At 70.4% G+C, this 23,170-nt stretch carries 19 protein-coding genes; 9 read left to right on the forward strand and 10 right to left on the reverse strand.

What is annotated here, in order from left to right:
* Positions 1-713, reverse strand: a 713-nt coding sequence (locus tag AB0H52_RS24525) for a non-reducing end alpha-L-arabinofuranosidase family hydrolase (protein ID WP_357950224.1), incomplete at its 3' end; no start/stop codon positions are given.
* A 376-nt stretch (positions 714-1,089) separates the two neighbouring features.
* Between AB0H52_RS24525 and AB0H52_RS24530 the strand changes: the two genes are divergently transcribed.
* Positions 1,090-1,779, forward strand: coding sequence for a TMEM175 family protein (locus AB0H52_RS24530; protein ID WP_151493063.1), 690 nt, complete (start codon positions 1,090-1,092; stop codon positions 1,777-1,779).
* 70 nt (positions 1,780-1,849) lie between these two features.
* Here the strand turns inward: AB0H52_RS24530 and ilvC are convergent, their stop codons facing one another.
* A complete protein-coding gene (ilvC, locus tag AB0H52_RS24535) occupies positions 1,850-2,863 on the reverse strand; it encodes a ketol-acid reductoisomerase (protein WP_151493064.1) in 1,014 nt (337 codons plus the stop codon).
* Positions 2,864-3,174: 311 nt separating this feature from the next.
* Between ilvC and AB0H52_RS24540 the strand changes: the two genes are divergently transcribed.
* From AB0H52_RS24540 to AB0H52_RS24550, 3 genes are all read left to right on the forward strand, one after another.
* Entirely contained in the window at positions 3,175-4,047 is an 873-nt protein-coding gene (locus AB0H52_RS24540; RefSeq protein ID WP_151493065.1) for an alpha/beta hydrolase, read from the forward strand.
* Positions 4,048-4,145: 98 nt separating this feature from the next.
* Complete coding sequence (locus tag AB0H52_RS24545) at positions 4,146-5,786, forward strand: fatty acyl-AMP ligase (protein WP_151493066.1); 1,641 nt, start codon at positions 4,146-4,148, stop codon at positions 5,784-5,786.
* Between the two features lie 16 nt (positions 5,787-5,802).
* The gene (locus tag AB0H52_RS24550; protein ID WP_151488201.1) at positions 5,803-7,629 is read left to right on the forward strand and encodes an acyl-CoA synthetase; all 1,827 of its coding nucleotides are present in this window, start codon (positions 5,803-5,805) and stop codon (positions 7,627-7,629) included.
* A 58-nt stretch (positions 7,630-7,687) separates the two neighbouring features.
* On the opposite strand, the gene AB0H52_RS24555 is transcribed toward AB0H52_RS24550, so the two are convergent.
* Both AB0H52_RS24555 and AB0H52_RS24560 read right to left on the reverse strand, forming a co-directional pair.
* Positions 7,688-7,930 (reverse strand): hypothetical protein, encoded by a 243-nt coding sequence (locus tag AB0H52_RS24555; protein WP_357950229.1) that lies wholly within the window; start codon positions 7,928-7,930, stop codon positions 7,688-7,690.
* A gap of 239 nt (positions 7,931-8,169) precedes the next feature.
* Complete coding sequence (locus AB0H52_RS24560) at positions 8,170-8,940, reverse strand: GNAT family N-acetyltransferase (protein ID WP_192580124.1); 771 nt, start codon at positions 8,938-8,940, stop codon at positions 8,170-8,172.
* A gap of 397 nt (positions 8,941-9,337) precedes the next feature.
* Between AB0H52_RS24560 and AB0H52_RS24565 the strand changes: the two genes are divergently transcribed.
* From AB0H52_RS24565 to AB0H52_RS24575, 3 genes are all read left to right on the forward strand, one after another.
* Positions 9,338-10,066 (forward strand): tetratricopeptide repeat protein, encoded by a 729-nt coding sequence (locus AB0H52_RS24565; RefSeq protein ID WP_151488204.1) that lies wholly within the window; start codon positions 9,338-9,340, stop codon positions 10,064-10,066.
* 85 nt (positions 10,067-10,151) lie between these two features.
* A complete protein-coding gene (locus AB0H52_RS24570) occupies positions 10,152-12,041 on the forward strand; it encodes a penicillin-binding transpeptidase domain-containing protein (RefSeq protein ID WP_151488256.1) in 1,890 nt (629 codons plus the stop codon).
* A gap of 109 nt (positions 12,042-12,150) precedes the next feature.
* A complete protein-coding gene (locus tag AB0H52_RS24575; protein ID WP_151488205.1) occupies positions 12,151-13,077 on the forward strand; it encodes a hypothetical protein in 927 nt (308 codons plus the stop codon).
* 73 nt (positions 13,078-13,150) lie between these two features.
* Here AB0H52_RS24575 and AB0H52_RS24580 read toward each other — a convergent pair whose 3' ends face one another.
* From AB0H52_RS24580 to AB0H52_RS24595, 4 genes are all read right to left on the reverse strand, one after another.
* Positions 13,151-13,876, reverse strand: coding sequence for a zf-HC2 domain-containing protein (locus tag AB0H52_RS24580; RefSeq protein ID WP_357950233.1), 726 nt, complete (start codon positions 13,874-13,876; stop codon positions 13,151-13,153).
* A complete protein-coding gene (locus AB0H52_RS24585) occupies positions 13,873-14,373 on the reverse strand; it encodes a sigma-70 family RNA polymerase sigma factor (protein ID WP_225854151.1) in 501 nt (166 codons plus the stop codon). The genes AB0H52_RS24580 and AB0H52_RS24585 overlap by 4 nt, the downstream gene beginning before the upstream one ends.
* Before the next feature lie 278 nt (positions 14,374-14,651).
* Positions 14,652-15,230 (reverse strand): type VII secretion system-associated protein, encoded by a 579-nt coding sequence (locus AB0H52_RS24590; RefSeq protein ID WP_357950236.1) that lies wholly within the window; start codon positions 15,228-15,230, stop codon positions 14,652-14,654.
* Positions 15,227-17,065, reverse strand: a complete 1,839-nt coding sequence (locus tag AB0H52_RS24595; protein WP_357950239.1) for a hypothetical protein — start codon at positions 17,063-17,065, stop codon at positions 15,227-15,229. Before AB0H52_RS24595 ends, AB0H52_RS24590 begins: the two co-directional genes overlap by 4 nt.
* Before the next feature lie 203 nt (positions 17,066-17,268).
* On the opposite strand from AB0H52_RS24595, the gene AB0H52_RS24600 reads away from it, so the two are divergent.
* Together AB0H52_RS24600 and AB0H52_RS24605 are read left to right on the forward strand one after the other, a co-directional pair.
* Positions 17,269-17,574, forward strand: a complete 306-nt coding sequence (locus AB0H52_RS24600) for a hypothetical protein (protein WP_151488210.1) — start codon at positions 17,269-17,271, stop codon at positions 17,572-17,574.
* Positions 17,571-18,260, forward strand: a complete 690-nt coding sequence (locus tag AB0H52_RS24605; protein WP_151488211.1) for a hypothetical protein — start codon at positions 17,571-17,573, stop codon at positions 18,258-18,260. Before AB0H52_RS24600 ends, AB0H52_RS24605 begins: the two co-directional genes overlap by 4 nt.
* A gap of 72 nt (positions 18,261-18,332) precedes the next feature.
* Here the strand turns inward: AB0H52_RS24605 and AB0H52_RS24610 are convergent, their stop codons facing one another.
* Positions 18,333-22,730, reverse strand: a complete 4,398-nt coding sequence (locus tag AB0H52_RS24610; protein ID WP_151488212.1) for an FtsK/SpoIIIE domain-containing protein — start codon at positions 22,728-22,730, stop codon at positions 18,333-18,335.
* Positions 22,731-22,816: 86 nt separating this feature from the next.
* On the reverse strand, positions 22,817-23,113 hold the full coding sequence (locus AB0H52_RS24615) for a WXG100 family type VII secretion target (protein ID WP_007457407.1): 297 nt from the start codon (positions 23,111-23,113) through the stop codon (positions 22,817-22,819).
* Positions 23,114-23,170: the final 57 nt, after the last annotated feature.

The following is a 23,170-nucleotide window of genomic DNA, read 5'->3' on the forward strand; positions in this document are numbered from 1 at the left end:
GCGACGGTGAAGTCCTTGAGTGACACCCAGCCGGACTTCGGGTTGGCCAGCACACCGGTCGAGGACCAGCGGTACGTCGACGGCAGGTCACACGTGCCGCTCGGTGGTGGCGTGGTCGGGTTGCCTCCGCCGTCGACGCGAACGAGTTGCCACTGCTGATTGCTGCCGTTCCAGTCGTCGTACTGCACGATGTTCCCGCCGTCCGCGGTCGAGGCACCCTGCACCTCCACGACCTTGTTGCTGTTCCGGTTGATCAAGCGGATGTAGCCGCTGTCGGAGTCGGCCAGCCGGAACTGCTGGTTGGTCCCGTTGCCGTCGGTCCACTGCACGATGCTGGCACCGTTGGCCGTGGAGAAGTTGTAGACGTCCAGCACCTTGCCGGACAGTCGCGACTTCAACCGGCAGTAGCCGCCGCCGGAGTCCACGAACTGCCACTGCTGCTGGTTGCCGTTGTTGCGCGCCCACTGCGTGATCCGGGCGCCGTCGTTCGTGGCCAGGTTGTACACGTCCAGGGCCTTGCCGCTGTTGCGGTTGACCAGGACGTACCACGCGTTCGTGTCGACCGTCGCCGCGGCGGCGGGCGTCGACACCGCCACCGCGGCGGCACCACCGACCACCAACGCGGCCACGCCGGCGCTGACGAGTCGCAGCAACCATCCGCGACGCCGCCCCGAGGGCGGTGTGATCGATGGAGACCTATCCAAGGCAGACATGATCCTCCTCCAGTGACCAGGAGCCGAACGGTTCACCCGAGGCGGGCGCACCGTGTCGCGCGGCCGGACCCATGCACCGGGAATGTTCGCGTTAACACGACCCCCTGCACGTCCAGATGCACGTCTGAATCGGGGTTGACGAAGCAGGCTTGCCCGGTAAGCCGCGGGTGTCGTCGCCCTTGTCCATCGACTGTGAGCGATAACATGCTGTTCGTCAAGTCGTAATCCGCACGGAACACCGCCCGTTCGCACACCACGCCGACGGCGGCGGGCTACGGCGCCCGGGGTCGCCGAGGTTCCCGCCGCGACCCGGACCCGGGCGAGGAATTCGGTGATCGTGGTTAGTCGGCCGGTGCCTGGCTGTTAACCTGCGGCAATGTCAGCGGCTTCGGGAAACGTCCCACCCGGCCGACCCGGACCCGATCTGGCCGACACCGGCCGGGTGGCGGCGTTCAGCGACGGCGTCTTCGCCATCGTCATCACACTGCTGGTGCTGGACCTGCGGGTGCCCGACTTCCACGAGGGCGACCTGGCCGATTCACTCGTCGACGAGGCCCCGTCGTTCCTGGCCTTCATCGTCTCGTTCATCTACATCGGCGTTCTCTGGCTCAACCATCACGCGGTGCTCCGGCTGGTCCGTGGCAGCACCCTCGCGCTCGGCTGGATCAACCTCGCCATCCTGTTCGGCGTGGTTGTCATACCGTTCCCGACCGCGGTCCTGGCCGCAGCCCTCACCGACGGTGATCGGGATGACCAACGGGTGGCCGTTGTCATGTACTCGGTCGCGGCGGCACTGATGTCGGCGCCCTGGCTGGTGTTCTTCGCGTATCTCCGCCGCCATCCGGCGCTGCACGGAGATCATGTCGACCGGGAGCAGGTCCGCGCGCAGGAGGCGCGACCGATCACCGGGCTCGTCCTCTACGGCCTGGCCGGGCTCCTCGGCTGGTTCGTGAATCCCGTGCTCGGACTGATCGGCATCGTCGTGATGATCGTCTACCACGGCGTCACGAGTGAAGGGATCCGTCCCGGGTTGCTCCATCGGCCGCGGATCCGCCACCAGGACTGACCGGTCCACGACCGATGGTCCGGGTCGCTGGTGGCGGAGCCGCGCCGATCGGCGGTGCGTCCCGCCCGGATCAGGCGGTCTCGGTGATCGGCCGGTCGACCCAGCTCATCATCGCTCGCAGGGCACGGCCGGTCTCCTCGATCGGCTGGGCCGCCGCCTGCTCCCGGTACCTGCGGAAGTTGGGACGGCCGGCATCGTCCTCGGCGATCCACTCACGGGCGAACTCACCCGACCGGATCTCCGCCAGGATGCGGACCATCTCCTCCTTCACGCGAGCGTCGATGACTCGCGGACCCCGGCTGTAGTCGCCGTACTCGGCGGTGTCGGAGATGCTGTACCGCATCCGCGCGATGCCGCCCTCGTACATCAGGTCGACGATGAGCTTCAGCTCGTGCAGGCACTCGAAGTACGCGATCTCCGGCTGGTACCCGGCCTCGGTGAGCACCTCGAACCCGGTGTTCACCAGCGCCGTCACCCCGCCCGCGAGCACCGCCTGCTCACCGAACAGGTCGGTCTCGGTCTCGTCGGCGAACGTCGTGCGGATGGCGCCGGCCCGGGTGCCGCCGATGGCGGCCGCGTAGGACAGGGCCAGCGGGAAGGCCCCTCCGGTCGCGTCCTGCTCCACCGCGACGAGGACCGGCACCCCCTTGCCGTCGACGAACTGTCGGCGTACGAGGTGCCCCGGCCCCTTGGGCGCGATCATCGCGACGTCCACGTCGGCGGGCACCTTGATGAATCCGTATCGGATGTTGAAGCCGTGGGCGAACAGAAGTGCGTCACCGGCGCGCAGATGCGGTGCGATCTCGTCCGCGAACAGCGTCCGCTGCACGGTGTCCGGCGCAAGGACCATGATGGTGTCGGCCCATTCGGCCGCCTCCTGCGGCGTCCGCACGTCCAGACCCTGTTCCTGCGCCTTCGGACGACTCCGAGACCCCGTCGGCAGACCGACCACGACCTCAACGCCCGAGTCGCGCAGCGACAATGCGTGCGCGTGCCCCTGACTGCCGTACCCGATGACGGCGACCTTGCGCCCTTGGATGATCGACAGATCGGCGTCCGCGTCGTAATACATGTCGACTGTCATTCTTTTCCTCTCCAGACCACCACTTCCGACCCTCACGGCCTGGATGTGGGGCATCCAGCGCACGGCCGGCCGTCAATTACCGACGGTAGCCCGGGGCGAATGTAAGAGGACTTGACGCCGAGTGGCATAACGGCTCGGTGCGGGGCCAGTGCCGGTCCAGTACGCGTCCACTCGTGTTCCAGTCGGCCGGCCTAATCTTTCCCGAATATGCGAGCCTGGCCGTTCTCAGGATTCCGTTCCGGGCCGCTCAGAGGCGCTCCAGACGCGTGCACCTCACCCCTTCGGTTCACCATCTTAGGAGTCTCCGAGCAATGAGCAACCTCGATGAGGGCGTCCACAGCTTCACGGTCGACGGCACCCGCCAGGTCTACCACGTCGCGGGCACCGGACCGGTGATGATCACCCATTCCGGCGGCCCCGGGGTTGACTCGTCCTACCTGCGATCCGCTCGTTTGGAAGAGCACTTCACGATGGTCTACCCCGAGCCCGTCGGCACCGGCGACTCGGGCCCACTTCCCGCCGGCGCGACCTACGTCGACACCTACGTCGACTTCCTGCACGCCCTTGTCGACCATCTCGGCGTGCCTCAGGTGCACCTGCTCGGCCACTCCCACGGTGGCTTCGTCGCCCAGCGGTTCGCCCTGCTGCACCCCGAGCGCGTTGCCGGTCTCGCCCTCTACAGCACCTCCCCGACCACGACCCCGGACTTCTGGGAGGCGGAGCGGGCCGCTGCGGCCGCCTACCCGCAGCGTCATCCCGACGTCCCGGAGGCCGCGCAGGTACTCGAGGCGATCGGGCGGTCCGAGCCGGCGCAGACCGACGAGGAGGCGACCAAGAACCTCAGCGCGATCCTGCCGGTGTACTTCGCCGACTGGTGGGGGCGCCGTGCCGAGTTCAAGCACCTCCAGGACAACATCAGGAGCTGGATCACCCGGTTCGACTCGTACGAGATCGACTACCGGGCGGAGTTGCCGAAGATCGCCGCCCGCACGGTGATCGTGACCGGTCGGCACGACTTCATCTGCGGTCCGGTCTGGGCGGAGATGCTCCACGAGGGCATCGCCGGTTCGCGACTGGTGATCCTGGAGAACAGCGGTCACTTCGGCCAGATCGAGGAGCCCGACGAGTTCCTCGAGGCGGTGACCTGGTTGTTGCGTGGGCCGGCGCCGCAGAGCGGCGAATAGGTTCCCGGACCCGCCTTTCCATCGCCCGCCGGGCGCACGGCGCACCGCCGGCGTACGCCGATCCGGCCGCGCCGTGGCAATTCACCGAAGGAAAGATCATGCAGGAGAATCTGGCAAGTCTCGTTCGGCTCCTGGAGCGCAACGCCAGGGAGCACGGCGACCGGCCGGCGATACGCGTCGGGCGGCAGGTGCTCACCTGGGCCGAGGTGGACCATCGGGCCCGTGCCGTGGCCGGCCTGCTCAGCAGGTCCGTCGCTCCGGGAGACCGGGTCGTGTTGTCGTTCCCGACCGACGTGGACTTCCTGCCGGCCCTGTTCGGCTGCTGGTACGCCGGGGCGATTGCCGTTCCGGTACCACCTGGCCGGGCCGGGGAACGCGCGGCCGCGCACGCGCAGGCGTCGATGGTCGTCACCACCGACGAATTCGCCGAGGTGTTCCCCGGCCGACACGTGACGGTGGACCAGGCGCTGGCGGCGAACCGGACGGCGGAGGGGGCCTCTCACGAGGTGGCGCTGCTGCAGTACACGTCGGGCTCGACGGGGTCACCCAAGGGCGTGCTGGTGACGCACCGCAACTATCTCGAGAACCTGCGGATGCTCGACGAGTTCACCCGGTCCGTCGCGCCGCAGATCCGTGATCTGCAGATGGTCTGCTGGCTGCCGCACTTCCACGACATGGGCCTGGCGTTGATGATGTTCACGGCGCTGCGGGCCGGAACGGCGACCATGATTCCGCCGATCAGCTTCCTCAAGGACCCCGCGGGTTGGCTGCGTGCCATCGGCGAGGTCGGCGGGAACCTCACGGCGGCGCCGAACTTCGCCTTCGACCTCTGCGTACGGCGGGTTCCCGCCGAGGAGGCGGCCCGCCTCGACCTCAGTTCGATGCGGCTCGTCCTGAACGCCGCCGAACCCGTGCGGGCGGACACCCTGCACCGGTTCGCCGAGCACTTCGGTACGGCCGGCTTCCGCCCGGAGGCGATGGCGCCGTGTTTCGGGCTGGCTGAGGGCACCGTGTTCGTCAGCGGTGTGCGCTACGGCGGCACGCCCCGGACGGTCCGCTTCGACCGGCAGGCCCTGCAGACCGGCTTCGCCATCGAGGAACCCCTGGCGGGGCGGCCGCTGGTCGGCTGCGGTCGGCGCGCGGAAGGGCTCACGGTGCGGATCGTCGACCCGGACACCCTGGTCGAGCGACCGCCGGGCGTGCTCGGCGAGATCTGGGTGCACGGGCCGAGTGTGGGCCGCGGCTACTGGCGCAGCGAGAACAGCTCCGCCGTCTTCGAGGCCCGGATGGCCGGTTTCGACGAGCAGCCGTACCTGCGCACGAGCGACCGGGGCTTCCTCTGGGAGGGAGAGCTGTTCGTCACCGGCCGGCTCGCCGACGTGATCGACCTGGACGGGCGGCTCCTGCACCCCGAGGACGTCGAGCACACCGTCGAGCGCAGCAACACCGCGCTGCACGGGCGCCGGTGCGCGGTGGTGCCGTACGGCGAGAAGGGCGACCGACTCGCGGTCGCTGCGGAGGTACGGCTACCGCTTCCACTGGACGCCCCGCGACAGGCCGAGTTCGAGTCGGTGATCCGCGAGGCGGTACGCGCCGAGCACGGCGTCGAGGTCGACGTGATCGTGCTGGTGCCCACCGGCGCCCTCCCGGTGACCACCAGCGGCAAGGTCCGGCGCGTGAAGGCCCGCGCGCTGGTCGCCGAGCTGCTGCCGGCACCCGCCGACGACGTCAACCGCTAGCGAGACGGCACCTCGAATGAATTCCGTCCTCGATCCGACCGCCATGGAGCAGGTTCCGCTCTCCGCGCGGGACCTGCCCCCGAGCACGTACGCCCTGTTGGAACGGACGGCCAAGAGCCACGGCGACCGTACGGCGCTGGTCCTGCTGAGCGGGATCGATGACGCGCCCCGGACGGTCAGCTACGAGCAGTTGCTACGCCGGGTGACCGGAACTGCCAACGCGCTGTCCAGGATCGGCGTCGGGCGCGGTGACGCCGTCGCTTTGCTCGGCCCGAACAGCGGTGAGCTGCTCACCGCTATCCTGGCCGCCGAGGCGGTGGGCATCGCACAACCGATCAACCCGGTCCTGGCGCCGGACGCCATCGCGGCGATGCTCCAGCTCGCCCGGACCAAGGTGCTGATCGCCGCCGGACCGGAGATCAGCGTTCCGCTGTGGAACCTCGCCGTGCATCTGGGCGAGCGGTTCGGCCTGGACGCCGTCCTGGCGTTGCGCCCGGAGGGTCAGCACGGGGAACGGCCGCACCTCGACGATGCCGCGGTCACGGTCGGCTACCTGGAGGACCACGCGGCCGAGGAGAGCGCCGACGCCCTCGCCGCCGCGCCGGCGGCACCCGGGGACATCGCGGCCTACTTCCACACCGGCGGCACCACCGGTACGCCGAGGCTGGCCGCGCACACCCACGCGGGCCAGGTGTTCGTCGCCTGGAGCGGCGCGGCCAGCATCGACGGCCTCGACGCGACCGTGCTCGGTGGCCTGCCGATGTTCCACGTGAACGCGGTCATGGTGACCGTGCTGGCGCCGATGGTCACCGGGGCCCGGGTGGTCTGGCCCGGTCCGCTGGGATACCGGGATCCGGCGCTCTACCCCGCGTTCTGGCAGCTCATCGAGCGGTACCGGGTCACCACGATGTCCGCCGTGCCGACCGTCTACGCGCGGCTGGCCCAGGTGCCGATCGGCGGTGCGGACATCTCGTCGCTGACGTTCGCGGTCAGCGGTGCCGCCGCCATGCCGTCGACGGTTCGACGGGCGTTCGAGGACCACACGTCGGTGGCGATCTGCGACGGGTACGGGCTGACCGAGGCCACCTGCGCCTCGGCGCGGATCCTGCCCGGGCACCCACGCGAGGGCTCGGTGGGTCTGCGGATGCCGTACCAGCAGATCCGCGCGGTCCGGCCGGGCGACGGCAGCCCGCTGCCGCCGGGCGAGACCGGCGTGATCACGATCAGCGGCCCGGCGGTGTTTCCCGGCTACGTCACGACCGGGCCGGACGGCGACATCGTGGTGGATCCGCTGGGCAAGGTCGTCGACGGCTGGCTCGACACCGGCGACCTCGGCCATGTCGACGCCGATGGTTACGTGTTCATCACCGGCCGGCTCAAGGACGTGATCATTCGGGGTGGCCACAACATCGACCCGGCCCTCGTCGAGGAGGCCGTGCTCAGCCATCCCGCGGTCGCGGCCGCGTCGGCGGTGGGCCAACCCGACCGGCACGCCGGTGAGGTGCCGGTCTGTTACGTCACGCTGCGGCCCGGCGCCCAGGCGAGCGAGGACGAGCTGACGCGCTGGGCGGCGGGGCGTGTCGCCGAACGGGCGGTGGCGCCGAAGGCCGTCCACGTGCTCGACGAGTTGCCGGTCACGGCCGTCGGTAAGGACTTCAAGCCGGCGCTGCGCGCCGACGCGGTCCGCCGGGTGCTCTTGGCCGAGATCCCGGGCGTCGAGGTGGTCGTCGCGATCGAGGACGGGGTACCCGTGGCCGAGGTGAGCGCCGGCACCGATGAGGCGGACCGGATCCGGGAGGTGCTCGGGCGCTATTCGTTCCGGTCGCGACTCCGCAGCACGTAGACGTGCCCCGCGCCGGGCAGGTCGACCGCACCGACGGCCGACCTGCCCGGGCGGGCTGTCACGCGGCCGGAGCGTCGTGCGCGGTGGCGGCGCGCATTTCCTGAAGCACGTAGCTGGCGGCCTTCTCGACGACGCGGACGCCATCCTTCTGGCTCACGTGATGGTCGGAGAGCACGGCGATCAGCCAGTCATGGCCGGGCTTGACGATCCGCCCGATGCTGTTCACCAGCCAGCGGCCGCCATCGGCGTCAACGTTGTCCCAGCCGTTCTTGACGTAGGTGTCGCGACTGCCCGGCAACATCGCTGCTCGGGGATCACCTTACCCATGAGGTTCATGACGAAGGCGCGGTCCTGCGGGATCAACGGTCCCGTCGGCGACGTCTTTGCCCCGATCCAGGTAGAGCTGGACGTACGGCATACCCGGGCCCGCCCCACCGCTCGGCAGGCTGGCGTAGCCGCTGGTCTCGCCCTTGCGCAGAAGGCGGGTCAGCGGCTACGCCAGCCTGCCGGGCGGTGCGGTGCCTGACGGACCTCCGAGCGCTACTGCGGGAGGGCGAACAGGCGGTAGCGGGTGACGACCTCGAAGCCCATGCGCCGGTACACCGGCTCGCCGTCGCTGCTGGCCTGCAGGGTGGCGATGCGCCGCCCGGACTCGCGGGTGATGCGCAGCGCCTCGGCGGTGAGAGCAGTGGCGATGCCACGCCGGCGATAATCACTGTGAGTGGCGACGCAGTAGATGCCGGCGACCTCGGTGCCCAGCGACACCGTGCAGGTGGCGACCGTCCTGCCGTCGACGATGCCGGCGAGCCGGACCACGTCGGGGTAGCCGAAACCCAACTCCCGGTCGACCACGGAGTCGATGCTGCCCGGCTCGAACCCCAACGGCCCGGCGTACGCCTCGACGTACTCCCGCATCTCCGCCGGCTCGGTCACCGTGCTGATCTTCAGCTCGGCGGGCGTGTCCACGTCGTCGACGGTCGTGACGTCGATCGCCATCACCGGCATGTCGCCGACCTGCTGGGCGCCGCGGGCGAGCAGGCCCTCGGCGGTGCCCTCGTCGCTGTCGGCGCCGACCCACCAGGCCCACCGTGTACCCGCCAACTGCCGCTCCGCCTCCGCGACCGCCGCGTCGAGCGGCACGTCCCGCACCCGGAGGACCCCATTGAGCAGGATGTGCGCGATGTCGGAGCGGTAGACGGTCAGATCCGCCCCGGGATCGGCGTTCGAGTCGGTGCCGGCCCAGCCGGTCCAGTAACGCCGGTTCGCCGCGAGTTGCGGCTCGAGATCGCGCAGGGAACGCGTCGCGTCCATCAGATCCTCTATTCCTGAATTCTCGAACATACTGGTGCCGCGTTCGGGTGCCTCGTACGCGCCTGACCCGGCACCGCGCAGTCGACGGCCGCATTGCCGGACAGCATGGCGGCAACGCTAGCGACGCATTGTGAAGAGCTTCTGCAGCCGAAAACGAGGGCCGCACCGATTCCGGAAAGGGAGCACCACAGGCGATGTCGGTTGCGACGATGCGGAAACGGACGCACTGGCTCGCCCCGTCGACCTCACCGCAATGGTCACGCCGGTCAGCACGGGTAAGAGTCTGTCAAGTCGTCCGGGCTAGCGTGGCCCCGGCCGAGGGTCGACGAGAGGGCGGTCGGCGGGTACGCGGTGCGGGGGCATACCGCCGGCGAATGACGGATTTGAGGAACGACTCGTGAGCTTCAGTGACGATGTCCGCTCGGCCTTCCGGCGGGGTGAGACCGACGCCGTGGTGCGCATGAGCGAGACCGAGATCGAGCGTGCCCGCAAAGCCGGCGACCCGGCGGGCGAGGTGGAGGCCCGGTACAGCCTGGCCAGGGTCGCCCTCCGCGGCGGCGACCTGTCCGGCGGGGAGGCCCGAGCCCGAGAAGCACTCGGAGTCGCCCTGCGCTCCGGCGACCGGAGCCTGGAGGAACGGCCGAGGCACGTGTTGGCCGCGGTGGCGCGCATGTCCGGTGACCTCGGCCGTGCCCGCGTGCTGTACCAGGAGAGCATCGCGCTCAACGAGGTTCTGGACCAGCCCAGGATGGTCGCCACCGAGATGCACAACCTCGCGCTCTGCGAGTTGGGGTTGGGCAACCTCGACGTGGCGAGGAAACTACTGGCCGAGAGCCGCGAGCGGATCTTCCGCAACGACTGGACCGACTTCGTGCCGTACGTCTGCCTGGCCGGTGCCGTCCTCGCCTCCACCGAGGGTGACCACGCACGCGCGGCACGGCTGAGCGGCGTCGCGGAGGCCGCGTTCGCGGCGCTCGGTCAGGTGCCGGACCCCGACGACGCTGCCGACCTCGCCGCCGTCCGTACCGTCGGGGTCAAGGCGCTCGGCGTGAACGCCTTCGCCTTGGAGCGTGCGCGGGGCAAGCACCTGGATCCGCGTACCGTGCTCGACGACGATCACCACTGAACGCAGGAGAAACCGCGTGCTGCATCCGTCTCACCCACCGCGTGCTGGCCACCTCCGACGGTCGCTCACCGCGATCACCGTGGCGATGATCGCCGGCAGCGTGTTGACGGCCTGTTCGGACGACACCGGCCCCGAGGACAGCGTGGACGCCTTCGCGGCCGGCTGGCGCAGCGGTGACCTGCGGGCGGTCACCTTCGTCGACCCGGCGGGTGCCGCGCTGCCGGCGGCCGAGGTGACCCGGCAACTCAAGGAACTGTCCGGTGAGCTGGCCCCGACCCCACCTACCGTCAGCCGGCAGGGCGACCCGAAGGTGGACGACGACACGGCGACCGCCGCCATCCGGGTGGACTGGACGCTGCCCGGCGACACCCACTGGACGTACGACCGGCCGGTGCGGCTGACCCGCGACGGCGACGACACGTGGCGGGTGATCTGGGAACCGCAGCTGGTACAGGAGAAGCTCGCCACGGGAGACCGGCTGGGGCTGCGCCGCGACGCTGCCCCCCGCGGCGGAGTGCTGGACGCCGCCGGCAAGCCCATCGTGGCACCCCGGCCGGTGGTGCGGGTGGGCGTGCAGCCGAACCAGGTGACCGACGTGCAGAAGCTGGTCGGTGAGCTGGACGCCGCCTTCGGCGCGATCCGTCCGACGTTGGTACCCGCCGTCGACGTCGCCGACCTGCCGAAGCGGCTCGCGCAGGCGAACCCGGACGCGTTCGTCGAGGTGGTGACGCTGCGCGACGAGGCGTACCAGCAGGTCAAAACCCGCCTCCAGGCCCTGCCGGGCACCACGTTCCGGACCGAGAAGCTCGATCTGGCACCCACGCGGGAGTTCGCCCGCGCGCTGCTCGGCTCGGTGGACTCGGTGCAGGCCGACGACCTGGCCGCCCATCCCGACAAATACGTCGTCGGTGACCTGGTCGGTCATGGCGGTCTCCAGGAGCGCTACGACGACCGGCTGCGCGGCAGGTCCGGGTTGACCGTGACCGTCCAGCGGCCGGGCCAGGACGGCAAGCCGACGCCGACCGGCACCGAGGTGTTCCACCGGGAGCCCGAGCCGGGGCAGGCGGTGACGACCACCCTCGACGTCGCCACCCAGAACGCGGCGGACGCGGCGTTGCGTGCCGAGCAGCGGCGGGCCGCCATTGTGGCGGTACGGATCAGCGACGGCGCGGTGCTCGCCACCGCCAACGGTCCCGGCGCGGCCGGTGCGAATCTGGCCTTCGACGCTCAGGTGCCACCGGGTTCGACGTTCAAGATGGTCAGCGCGCTCGGCCTGCTGGACAGGGGCGCGGTGACCCCGGACGCGATGGTCGACTGCCCGAAGTCCCTCTCGGTGGGCGGCCGCTCGTTCAAGAACTCCCACGACTTCGTGCTCGGCCGGGTGCCGTTCCGCACCGACTTCGCCAAGTCCTGCAACACCGCCTTCGCATCCCTGGCACCCAAGCTCGGTGGTGACGGGCTGGCTCTCGCCGGTCGTTCCCTGGGGCTGGAGGGGAAGTGGGACCTCGGCGTCGACGTGTTCACCGGCAAGGTCTCGGCGAACGGGTCGCCCGCCGAACAGGCCGCCGCCGCGTTCGGGCAGGGCACCACCCTGGTCAGCCCACTGGCCATGGCCGCCGCCACCGCGGCCGTCGCCCGTGGGCACTTCGAGCAGCCGAAGCTGCTGCTGGACCCGGCACCGGCCGCACCGGCCGCGCGCATCGAGCTGAAGCCGGATTCGGTCAAGGCGGTCCAGGCCATGATGCGCGAGGTGATCACCGACGGCACCGCCAACGCGCTCAAGGACGTGCCCGGCAAGGCGGTGTACGGCAAGAGCGGCACCGCCGAGTACGACAACAACCCGGCCCACGCCCACTCCTGGATCGTCGGCTGGCAGGGCGACGTGGCGTTCGCGGTCTTCGTGGAGGGGGGCGGATCCAGCGCCACGTCCGCCATCCCGATCGCGGAACGGTTCCTCCGCGCGCTCCCCCGCTGACGCGAGGCGTACCCGGCCCGAGCCTGAACCGATCGCGGACCTGCGCCGTGTGGATGGCGAACGGCTTCCGGACATCCTGGGAGCCCGGGTAACCACTGGAGAACCCCGGATGATGCGCAAGCACTTGACTCCCTTCGTCGCCCTGCTGGCCGCCGGCGCGGCGACGCTGACGGCGTGCGGCTCGAACCAGGTGCCGCCCGGCCCGGCCCGTGCCGCCGACCTCGGCGCCAGCCAGGCGGCGTCCCCGAATGGCGGGGCCGGCGTCGGCGGCCTCGCGCTCGTTCCCGGCACGGCGAAGTCCAACAACTCGCAGCCGGGTACCGGCGACTGGGCGGTGCCCAACGGAGGTGTCGCGACCGGGGCCACTCAGGAATCCGCCCAGCGCTGGGTCCAGCTGACGGCGAGCAAGGCGGGGAAGCTCGACCCCGTCGTGGTCAACGGCGCCGGGCTGACCCTCTACCGGTTCGACAAGGACAGCAACGAGCCGCCGGTCTCGAACTGCGACGGTGACTGCGCCGTCACCTGGCCGCCGGTCACCGTCTCCCCGGGCGGCAAGATCTTCGTCGCCGGGGTCCGGAAGGAGGCCGTCGGTACGGTCGCGCGCGCGGACGGCAGCCGTCAGGTCACCATCAACGGTTGGCCGATCTACCGGTTCGCCAAGGACACCAAGCCGGGTGACACCAACGGCCAGGGCGTCGGCGGCACCTGGTTCGGGGTGACCCCGACCGGTGGGAAGGCCGGCGTGGCCGGCGGCGACGAGCCCGCACCCGACACCGCGCCGGCCCAGCCGGCCACCAGCGCCGTGTTCTTCGACGACCCGGCCTTCGGCGACGGCGCCGGCTCGCAGGGTGTGGCAGGCACCGGCTGCAAGAACCTGAGCCGTCCGGGTGTCGCCTCCTCCGTGGCGGCGCCCGGCTCGCTCAAGATCTGGACGGGCCAGGACTGCACCGGTCGCTCGAAGGTGATCAACGGCGACGTCGCGGATCTGGCGACGGTCGACTTCGACAACGCGGTCGTCTCGGTCCGTCTGGGCTGACCTGTGCGGCGGCGTGGACGCCGGCCCGGGCCAACTGGCCGGGCCGGCGTCCTGCTGTCCGGGTGCGTTCGGGCTAGAGCTTCACGCTGACGTACGCCGTGCCGTCGGTGGTCTCCACCCGGACGCTGTCGACCTCGGTCGGGTCGATCAGGGCACTGCCGTCAAGCGTGGTGCCCTCGCCGGCTCCCCGCTCCGACACCAGCCAGCTGCCCGCCAGGACCGTGCTGCCGTCCCTGCCGACAACCAGGAGCCGACACCGCTGGCCCTGCGGGATGCCGGAGACTGTCGCGTGGAGGCGTACCCAGCCGGGAGCCGGTTGCACGGCCACCGCGAGACGAGCGCCGGTGGTCGCATCGGCGGCGCTGGCCGTCCGGCTCCCCCGGTCGGCCGTCACGCTCGGCTGCGGCTGCGGCTGCGGCTGCGCGGTCGCGTCCTGCGCCTCGTCGCCCGCCGGGCCGAGGAGGACTCCGCCGAGGACGGCGGACGCGACGACCGCCGCGGCGACACCGGTCATCGCGTGGCGGCGCCGCCGCTGGTCGGCCGCCTCGCTGCGGATCTGCCGCAGGGTGCGCTGCCACAGAAGATCGCCGTCCTCCGGCGGACCGTCGAGCAGCATCACGTCGGGTACGTTCTCGAGCGCGCCCGACCACGTCCGCAACGACTCGACCTCGGCCCGGCACTCCGCACAACCTGTCAGGTGCTCCTCGGCCCGGCGGGTCTCCTCCGGGTCGAGCGCCCCGAGCAGGTACCCGCCGATGTCCAGCTGGTCGGCGTGGGGCGATGAACTGTCGGACGTCATGAGGCAGGCCGTTCCACCCCGGCTGGACGCTCGGCGAGATCGCGGAGCGCCCGGAGTGCGTAGTAGGAGCGAGACTTCACGGTGCCCGGGGGGATACCGAGCGCCTGGGCGGCTTCCGCGACTGTACTCCCGAGCAGGTACACCTGCTCCAGCACCTGTCGATGCTCGCGGGAGAGATGGTTGAGCGCGTCCGTCACCACGATCGAGTTCACCACCTGCTCAGCGAGGTCACGTTCGGTCGCCGCCTCGGTCGGGCTTTCCGGCACTTCGGGTGGCCGCGCCCTTCGCGCGCGTACAGTGTCGGTCACGATGTTGCGGACGACCGTCAGCAGCCACCCTCGCACCGAGCCTTTGCCGTTGACGAGGCTGTCGGGGTGACGCCAGGCGCGCACCAGCGCCTCCTGCACCACGTCCTCCGCGGCTGCGCGATCTCGGGTCAACTGTGTCGCGTAAGCGAGCATCGCGCGTCCGTGCTCCTCGAATATGGACCGGACCAATGCTTCGCCTGCCACTTCGCGCCGACGAACAGGTCCCGATCCCGCCATAGCTACCACCCTTTTGCTGACCCTCACGTCGCCGGCGTTCCCGCCGAATGCTCACGGGTCCTCAGGATGCGCTCCCCGTTCTCAGGGCCTGTTGTTCACCCGAGAATTTGTCTACCGACCCACGTTGAGGCCGATTCGAGACGTCAGCGGTGGCCGATACGTCTCGCGGCCCATCCCCGCTGGGCTCGGACGATCGATCCGAGCCCAGCGGGAAGCGGTTCCACGACGCCCTACTCGACGAACGGCCACGGCTCGCCGCCCTGAGGCACACCCTCGGCGGCGATGTCGCGCAACGCGTCGGCGAACAACCGCATCGCGCGGTGCCCGCCCGGATTCAGCAGGACGTCGACGCCGGCCGGCAGCAGCGCCAGCAACTCGTCCAGGTCGACCTGCCGCCAGTCGGCCGCGTCGACCCGAGCCTGGTCGGTAGCGCTGGTCGCGACCAGCACGCAGGGAACGCCGTCCGGTGCCGGCGTCACGATGGCGTGACCCTCGCTGTCCAGTGCCACCTCGACAAGGCTGTCGCGCAGTGCCAGCAGCACCGCGTCGACGCCAACGCGACCGGTGGCGACCAGTCTCGCCGTGGCGTCCACCGGGCTCGTGGGCGCCTCCAGATCCTTCGGCCGGTACAGCGGGTTGGCCGTGAAACGGCCGACGGTGCCGTCCGACTCCACCAGCCAACCACCGACGATGTACTCCACCGGTGGCATCTGCGCCGCGTCGGCGTCCGCGCCGTCGGGCCCGGCCAACTCCTCGTCCAGCAGCAGCATCCAGTTCCGCTGCTGTTCGCCCTCGACCTGCTCCGTCATTTCGTCACATCCCTCGTCACGCCCGGCTTCATCTCCTGGAAACTGCCCATGCTCTCCACCGTCAGGTTGGCAATGCTCTTGCCGGGTTCGGTAAACAGGCCGTCAACGTCGACGCCGCGGCTCGCCTGCACGACTTCCGTCGACGCGAAGACTTTCCGGTTGTTGCCGAGATCCCGCATCACGTCGGCGAAATCCTGACCGGCGCTTCCCGCAGGATTGGCGAAGTTGCAGGAGACCAGAACGATGGATCCCTTCTTGTTCGATCCTGCGGCAGCCTGGAAAACCTCGTCGAAGTGCACAAGCTTGCCGAACTGCCTGCCCGGCACCGACAACACCCTGCCGTCGTTGAGGGTGATGTCGACGGAGTGCGGATCACCGTGGGCGAGGATGAAGATGGGCGGACTCTTCAGTCGGGCCCAGGGTGCAAGATCAAATTGGTCGGTGCTCAACGGGGCACTCTTGCCTTCGATCGTTCGAACCAGCTTGGCGCCTCCAACGTTCAAAGAGCCGCCGAGGTTGCTGCCGAGAGGAACGTTCGCCTCCATCCTCGCCCAGTCGGTGAAATTCTCCGTGTCGTTGGCCGTACTGGGAAAGAGGACGCCAATCTGCTTGCCGTCGCTGTTCGTCAGCGGCACGGACCGGACGTCCGAGGCATGAAAGGTCGTCAGGCGGCCCTTACTGCTCTGCCCGATGATGAGGGTGGGATCCTGTGCGGCCTTCTTCTGAGCTGCCTTGAGGTCACGATCAAAGCGTAGATCCGAAATCTTCTGACCGACCCGGTTGAACACGCCTTTGATCGTCTTGCCAACACCGAGACGGGTGACGTTCGCGTCGATCCCGCGACCCGGTGTGGCGGCGCTGCCGCTGACGTCCGCGACACCGCGGTTGCCGGTGACTTCCTTGGTGCTGTTCTTGATGCCGTCCGCGACGCTGCCGGGGCGTACCTTGCCCAACTTGCCGGCGACCTTGATGACCCGGCTGATGATCCGCCCACCCGGCACCAGACCAAGCGCCAACCCACCGGCGGCGAGGGCGATCTCGGCCGGATCGCCTCCGACGGCGGCCGCGGCGAGGTCGATCGCGCCGGAGAGGAAGCCGATCGCCGAACCCAGAGGCGGAAAGATGAACGACGCCACCACCGAGAGCACGTCCAGGATCGTGGTGATCCACTCGATCACCGTGCTCCGCAAAAAATCAACGAACGCGTGAAACGCCTCAACGATCTTGTCCCACAGCGACCGCTGCGGCGCGTCCTTCGCCAACTGGTCCAGCGCCACCGCCGCCGTCCGCGCCGCCTGATCACGCAACGCCGTCGCCTGACCGAGCAACGCCTTCGCCCCGTCCAACGCCTGCTGAGCATCGGCGGCACGGTTGCGGGCGGCGGTGGCGTCGTCGGTGGCCTGCTCCTTCGCGTCCGGGGCGGCATCGGCGTTCAACGCGGCGAGCGCCGCCACCGCCGAGGCGGCCGCCGCCTGCGCGGCGTTCTGATCCCCCGCCGCCTGCCGCGCCTGATCCAGAGCACGCAGCGACATCGCCTGCGCCTCCTCCAGCGACGGCAGATAGCGCAGGTAGGCGTCCGCCGCAGCGGCGTACGAATTCGCCATCCCGTCCAACCGCCCGGGCAGCTTGCCGATCAGATCCCGAAACGCCTCCATCGCCTTGCCCTGACCAACATCGACCTGACTCCCCGACGCCAACAGGTCATGCGCCTCCTGAGTGGTCCTCGCCAGCTCCTGATACGCCCTCGTGATCTCCTGAAAAGACTCCGAATCACCCGGCACCGGATCCGAATCGAGCTGCAACACCGACCACTCGACGTCACCCGGACGCGTCATGACGAACCTCCCCATCGCATCGTCAGGCCGGCGCCCGAGCCATCCGACGGGAGCCGACTCGCACACGTAGCCGGCCGAAGATCGGTTCAGCACCACTGCTGAACCGCTCCGCCTGCCGATCCGTGTACGGCGAAGGTGCCGTGACGTCAGAGGGGTGCGGAGATGAGCGAACGGGATGGCATGCCGGCCGGGGGGTTGGGGCGATGAGCGTGATCCACGTACCCGGTGCGGAGCTGGAGCGGGTCCACGAGCTGCTACAGCGCACGAAGGAACTGATGGACAGCGCGTCGGTCAGGTCGATGGGCGCGGTAGTCGACACGCTCGGGCAGCGCGACCTGGAAGATGCCGCCCGTCACTTCGAGAAGCGGTGGGGTGACGGTCGGCATGTGGTGGCGAAGGACCTCGAAGGGGTGCGTGATGCCGCGAAGGCTGTCGCCGACGCGTTCCGGGAAGCCGATCAGCAGACGGTCAACGCGTTGACGGCGCCGGACGAGAAGGCGGCGCAGTGAGCGGCGACGAGGGTGGCGTGGCAACGGACACCCACGCTCCCGCTTCCATCCCGACCGGCTTCCACCTGCGTACCCCCGAGGCGTGGGTCGATTTCTCGACGGCCGACGAGGCGAGTGAGAACCGCCTGGCCGACCGGGCGCGCGCGGACGCCGTCGCCGGCGGTTTCACCGCCGACCAGGCGGGACGGTACGCCGAGCAGGTGCGCCGGTCGGTACGCGAGGCCCGGCGGTCCGGTGCCGTCCACGCGGCTGGTGTCTTCCAGCTGTACGAGGACGGCCCGCTCACCGCGACGGTGCTGGTCGCGGTGGCGACTCCGCCGGCCAGCGGCGACATCCTCGGTGCCCTGACCGCGGTGGGGCAGCCGGCCCGGGCCGACGGCACCTGGCGGCGGGTGAGCACCGCCGAGATTCCGGGGATCGGCACGGTGGGCCGGGTGTACGGCATCCAGAACGTCACCCAGGACGGCGCGACGATGCGCTGCGCGGTGATGCACACCGTCGTGCCCATGCCGGGTTCGGCGGACGTCGTGGTGGTCACCGGATCGAGCCCGAACCTCGCGGAGGCGGAGGACATCTTCGAACTCTTCGGCGCGATCACCGAGACGTTGAAGTTCACCTGGGATGACGACCTCCCGGCGCTGACCGCCGTCACGGAGTCCGTCGGGGAGGCCGCGGCCGGCAGTTGATCCGGGAGGACACGTCAGGGGGACACCGCGATCCGGTGTCCCCCTGACCATGTCCGCCGCGGCCCGCCTACCTCACTCCTGGGCCGCCGCGACGTGCGGCTCCGCGCTGGTGGGCGTCAGCAGCGCCCGTAGCGCGGCCGGGTCGGTCCGGGGAATCTGCACCAGGCGTACGGTGCCGTCACCCAGGTGGAGCAGCGCCCGGCCCAGGCGCCCCACACCGAGCTGACCGCGGGACAGCTTGGCGCCGATGAGTTCCCCGTCGCCGAGGCCCTGAGGGCTGAGCAGCGCACCCTGCCGGTTGCGCCGGGCGTCGACGTGCCAGCCGCCGAAGCCGCCGGACAGACCGTCGATGGTGCCGGCCATGATCAGCCCGAGGCCGTGTTCCGCACCGGACCGCGCAATCTCCCCCAGGTCGCTTCCCGCATCGCACTTGAGCAGCAACTCGGCGTCGTCCAGCACGACCACGGCCGGGCCGTTCCGCTCCGCCAGCGCCGCCGCCAACCCCTTGGAGGTGAGGTTCTCGCTCGCAACGAGGTCGAGGACCCCGGGCAGGCCGGCCAGCTCGCGCAGCGGCGACCGGCGCGGTGCCGCCACGACCACCGGTGTCCCCTTGCGCAGCAGACCCGCGACCATCGTCAGCAGCGCGGTGCTCCGTCCCGAGCGCGGCGGACCGGCCAGGACCAGGCTCGGAATGATCGTCAGGTCCGGGCCGATCGCGGCGAGTTCGTCGCCGCCGACACCCACCATCGTCCAGAGCGGGTCGCTCGGCCGGGCGAGCGCCTCGGTGTCCGCCAGGGTCAGCTCGTCGGGCAGCACGTCGATCCGGAACGGGCGGCCGGCAGCCGGCAGGTCCGCGTCGCGTTGCCGGGCCGCCTCGGCGATCTCGGCGAGTACGCGCGCCTGTCCCTGGCCGGACACGTCGTCGCCGAGCAGCGCGATCTGCGCCTCGGCACCGTCGGCCGCACGGATCGCACGACCCGACTCGATCTCGTCCGGCAGTTGCCGATGATTGATGCCGACCATGCTGTAGTCACCGCGTTCGGTGAGCCGCAGCACCAGTTTGTCGTCCGACGTGGAGGAGATCCGGCTGGAGAACATCGCCCGGTCACCGGCGAGCACGACGTGGATGCCCGCCCCGGCGCCCTCGCGCAGCAGCGTCAGCAGGCCGGCCATGATCGTGCCGTTGTCGTAGTCGGCGAAGGTCTTGTCGAAGACCTCGAACCGGTCGAGGAGCACCAGGATGTGTGGCGGTCGTGCACCCTCGGCCGCGCCGGCCCGGTACTCGACCATGCTCGCCGAGCCGCTGGAGGCGAGCAGTTGCTGCCGCCGGGCCAGCTCCGCGACGAGGCGGGCGAACAGCCGGCCGAGCCGTTCCGCCTCGGTACGCTGCACCACCGCCCCGCAGTGCGGCAGGCCGTTGAGGGCCAGCAGCGCCCCGTTGCCGCAGTCGACCCCGTAGAGATGGACGTCCGCCGCGGAGTGGACGCGGGCGAGCGCCCCGGCGATCGTCCGGAGCGTCTGTGAACGGCCACTGCGCGAGGAGCCGATGATGTGCAGATGCCCCAGCGTGCCCAGGTCCACCACCAACGGCACCTGGTCCTGCTGGGCGGGAAGGTCGACCAGTCCGTACGCGACCGCCGGGAGGTGGTAGCCGCCGGCACGGGCCGGAGGCAGCGCGTCCACCGACAGCTTCGTCGGCAGCGCGGGCAACCAGGGGCTGTGCTGCGCGGGAATGGCGAGCCGTTCGCTGGCGTCCCGGATCGCCGCCACGAGCACGGCGAGGTCGGTCAGCTCGGCGGAGGGCTCCGCCTTGCCGCCGGGACGGCGAGGCGCCGGGCGGCCGAGATCCGGCCAGGAGAGCGGCGCCAGCCACGGCGCTGGTCGGGCGGTGGTGCGCGCGCCGGGCCGGAACCCGCCGACGCGACCCGCCTGGAACGGCACCAGTGACGACTGGGCGAGACGGACGAAGGCGCGGCCCGGCGTCGATTTCGAGATCGTCGCCGCGTCCGGGGCGTTCAGAACATCCTGGCTCTCGCTGCTGTCGGTGACCCGCAGCGCGATACGGAGATTGGTGTTGGCCCGGATCTCCGGTGAGACCACGCCGCCCGGCCGCTGGGTCGCGAGCACGAGATGGATGCCGAGCGACCGGCCGCGCTGCGCGATGTTGACCAGACCGGTCACGAAGTCGGGCAGGTCACGCACCATCGACGCGAACTCGTCGATCACGATGAGCAGCCGCGGCATCGGGACGCGGGACGGTTCACGACGCAGCAGTTCGACGTAGTCGTCGATGTCCTTCGCACCGGCCTCGGCGAGGATGTGCTCGCGTCGCCGCAGCTCCGCCGACAGCGAGGTCAGCGCCCGGCTCACCAGGTGGGTGTCCAGGTCGGTCACCATACCGACGGTGTGCGGCAGGAGGACGCAGTCCTTGAACGCGCTGCCGCCCTTGTAGTCGACCAGCACGAACGTCATCGCGTCCGGGCGGTTGGCGACGGCGAGCGAGGCCACCAGCGTCTGCAACAGCTCCGACTTGCCGGAACCGGTGGTGCCGGCTACCAGGCCGTGTGGCCCGTCCCGCTTGAGGTCGAGGGCGAACGGCCCGTCCAGCGAGACACCGAGCACCGCCTCGGTGGTCCGACCCCCGGAGGTCCACCGGGCCGTCACCGCATCCGGCTCCGGCGGCTCCATTCCGAGTACGTCGAGCAGCCGGCTCGCACCGGGCAGGGCGCTCTCCTCGTCCGTGCCGCCGATGTCCCGCAGCGGCGCGAGTGCGCGCGCCACCCGGTGCAGCCATTCGAGCGGGACGACGTCCGGGTGGATGTCGTCGATCGGGGCGGCGAGGGTCTGGGTCACCAGCAGCGACCCGTCGGGCTGCTGGGCGATGACCGCCTGGCACTCCTCGGGCAGCAGCCTCTCCTCGGCGTCCACGCAGATCGCGTACACCCCGACCGACGGTCCCTCCCGCAGGATCTGCGTGACACCGGGCAGGGACCGCAGCTTCCGTGCCCCGTCGAGCACCACGAGGATGTCGCGGTACGCCCCGTTGGCCCGCTCGCCGGACCGGGCCGAGATGATGGTCACCAGCTCGCCCACCCGGCGGGCCAGGCTTTGCGTGTCGGTGCCGACGGTGGCGAGGGTGTCCTGACCGTCGCGGGGCCGCACGTGTGGCAGCCAGCCGGCCCAGGACCAGCCCTCCTCGTCGTCGGCACCGGCGAGCAGGTAGATCTGCAGGTCCTCCGGGCTGTGCAGGGCGCTGGCCTGGGCCAGCATCCAGCGGGCCGTCGTGCGGGCGACGGCACCGCCGGCCACCCCGACGACGCCGTGCTTGCGGACCGGCACGGTCGCCGGCACGTCGAGGGCGCTCCACCGGACCTCGCGTCGGTTCTCGTCCTGGCTCAGGTCCCGCAGCACCACCTCGGACGGCAGGTCGGCGCTGCCGACGCGTAGTTCGAGGAAGTCGGGGTCGGTACGGCGTCGCTCCCAGAGCCGACGCTGCGGCTCGACGGCGATCAGTCCGGTCGCGGCCGGGTCGGGGAAGTTGTCCCGCCGAGCCAACCGTTCGACGGTCAACGCCTCCTGCGCCTCGCTGCTGATGCGCCCCTTCTTCGCCTCGTAGTCGGCGAGTCGGGATCGGTACGTGGCCCGGCCCTGGCGGCGGGCGCCGATCTGGCCCGCGATCAGCACCAGCGGCGACAGGATGGCGAAGAGCAACGTGAGCGGGTTGCGGGTGATCAGGAACGCGGCGCCGGAGAGCACGACCGGCGCCAGCACGGTGATCAGCGTGAGCGGCCGCCGCTCGGGCGGCGCCGGCGGCCCGGGCAGGGTGAACTGGGTGGTCCGCGCCGCGGGCAGCAGCCGCGGCGGGCGGTTGTAGTCCAGGCCGGTGCGGTCCTCCGAGATCTGCAGAGCCGCCTCGTCGTGCACGGGGCGACGCAACTCCAGCAGGGAGGAACCGGCGGCCAGTTGCGCTCCGGGAGCCCAGACCTGCTCGTCCTCGATCTCCACCCGGTCGAGCAACAACCCGGGTCCGCTCGGATGCAGCCAGCACTCGCCGTCCTCGCCGACCCGGACCCGCGCGATCACGGGACCGAGCGAGACGTCGTCCAGGCGTACCTGGTTGTCCTCGGCGGAGCCGATGGTGTGCTCACCGATGTCGAGCTGGTACCGGCTGCCGGCACCCAGACCGCTGACCACCCGGATCTCCAGTGTGCCCGGCGGCCGTGGCGACGACCCGGGTGTGGGGTGGTCCAGCTCGAGCACGCTGCCTTGCCACAGCGGCGCGTCGGCGAGGGTGAGCCCCGGGTCCAGTGGCGCGCCGGCGACGAAGATCGTCGGCGGTCGGGGGCCGGGTTGCGGACGGCGCTCCGCCAACACCTCGGCGAGCTCCGCGACAGTGGAGTCGAGGGCGGCCTCGATCTGGTAGTCGGTGGCAGGGGTGGACTGGTCCGTGACGGTGAGCAACAGGCGCACGCGTATCTCCTGGTCGGATGAACCGTCGGGAACACGGCGGGGGCCGCGTGGTGATCACTCACCACGCGGCCCCGACCGTTCGTTCGTCAGCGGCTGAGGCTGGCGGCGGTCTGCGTGTCGGTCTCGGAGAAGGCGTCGCTGACCTGCGTGAGGTACTGGCTGATGCCCTCCATGCCGTGCAGGGTCTGGTCGACGCTGCCCTTGTACTCCTCGAAGTACGGACCGAACTGCTGCTGGGCGCCCGGGGTGTTGTAGCCACCCTGGATCAGAGTGTCGATCTTGCTCTTCGCCTGGGTCATCCCGTCCAACAGGGTCTGCATGTTCTGCTGGAGCCAGCTCGCGGACTCCTGGATGTCCTCGCTGACGATGTGGTAGGTGGCCATGTCGCCCTCCCTCGTGTCTGGGTCTCCGGCTCGGACAGCCGATCCCTGGTGGACCGT

Origin of the sequence: Micromonospora sp. NPDC050695, assembly GCF_040654415.1 — a bacterium.
Lineage (GTDB): Bacteria > Actinomycetota > Actinomycetes > Mycobacteriales > Micromonosporaceae > Micromonospora.

Bases quoted from the DNA above. Each gene is read 5' to 3' on its own strand.
- AB0H52_RS24580 (WP_357950233.1), bottom strand. From the start codon at position 13,876: ATGACGTCCGACAGTTCATCGCCCCACGCCGACCAGCTGGACATCGGC.
- AB0H52_RS24570 (WP_151488256.1), top strand. From the start codon at position 10,152: ATGATCGCCGGCAGCGTGTTGACGGCCTGTTCGGACGACACCGGCCCC.
- AB0H52_RS24530 (WP_151493063.1), top strand. From the start codon at position 1,090: ATGTCAGCGGCTTCGGGAAACGTCCCACCCGGCCGACCCGGACCCGAT.
- AB0H52_RS24550 (WP_151488201.1), top strand. From the start codon at position 5,803: ATGAATTCCGTCCTCGATCCGACCGCCATGGAGCAGGTTCCGCTCTCC.
- AB0H52_RS24560 (WP_192580124.1), bottom strand. From the start codon at position 8,940: ATGGACGCGACGCGTTCCCTGCGCGATCTCGAGCCGCAACTCGCGGCG.
- AB0H52_RS24600 (WP_151488210.1), top strand. From the start codon at position 17,269: ATGAGCGTGATCCACGTACCCGGTGCGGAGCTGGAGCGGGTCCACGAG.
- AB0H52_RS24545 (WP_151493066.1), top strand. From the start codon at position 4,146: ATGCAGGAGAATCTGGCAAGTCTCGTTCGGCTCCTGGAGCGCAACGCC.
- AB0H52_RS24595 (WP_357950239.1), bottom strand. From the start codon at position 17,065: ATGACGCGTCCGGGTGACGTCGAGTGGTCGGTGTTGCAGCTCGATTCG.
- AB0H52_RS24555 (WP_357950229.1), bottom strand. From the start codon at position 7,930: ATGTTGCCGGGCAGTCGCGACACCTACGTCAAGAACGGCTGGGACAAC.
- AB0H52_RS24590 (WP_357950236.1), bottom strand. From the start codon at position 15,230: ATGACGGAGCAGGTCGAGGGCGAACAGCAGCGGAACTGGATGCTGCTG.
- AB0H52_RS24615 (WP_007457407.1), bottom strand. From the start codon at position 23,113: ATGGCCACCTACCACATCGTCAGCGAGGACATCCAGGAGTCCGCGAGC.
- ilvC (WP_151493064.1), bottom strand. From the start codon at position 2,863: ATGACAGTCGACATGTATTACGACGCGGACGCCGATCTGTCGATCATC.
- AB0H52_RS24540 (WP_151493065.1), top strand. From the start codon at position 3,175: ATGAGCAACCTCGATGAGGGCGTCCACAGCTTCACGGTCGACGGCACC.
- AB0H52_RS24575 (WP_151488205.1), top strand. From the start codon at position 12,151: ATGATGCGCAAGCACTTGACTCCCTTCGTCGCCCTGCTGGCCGCCGGC.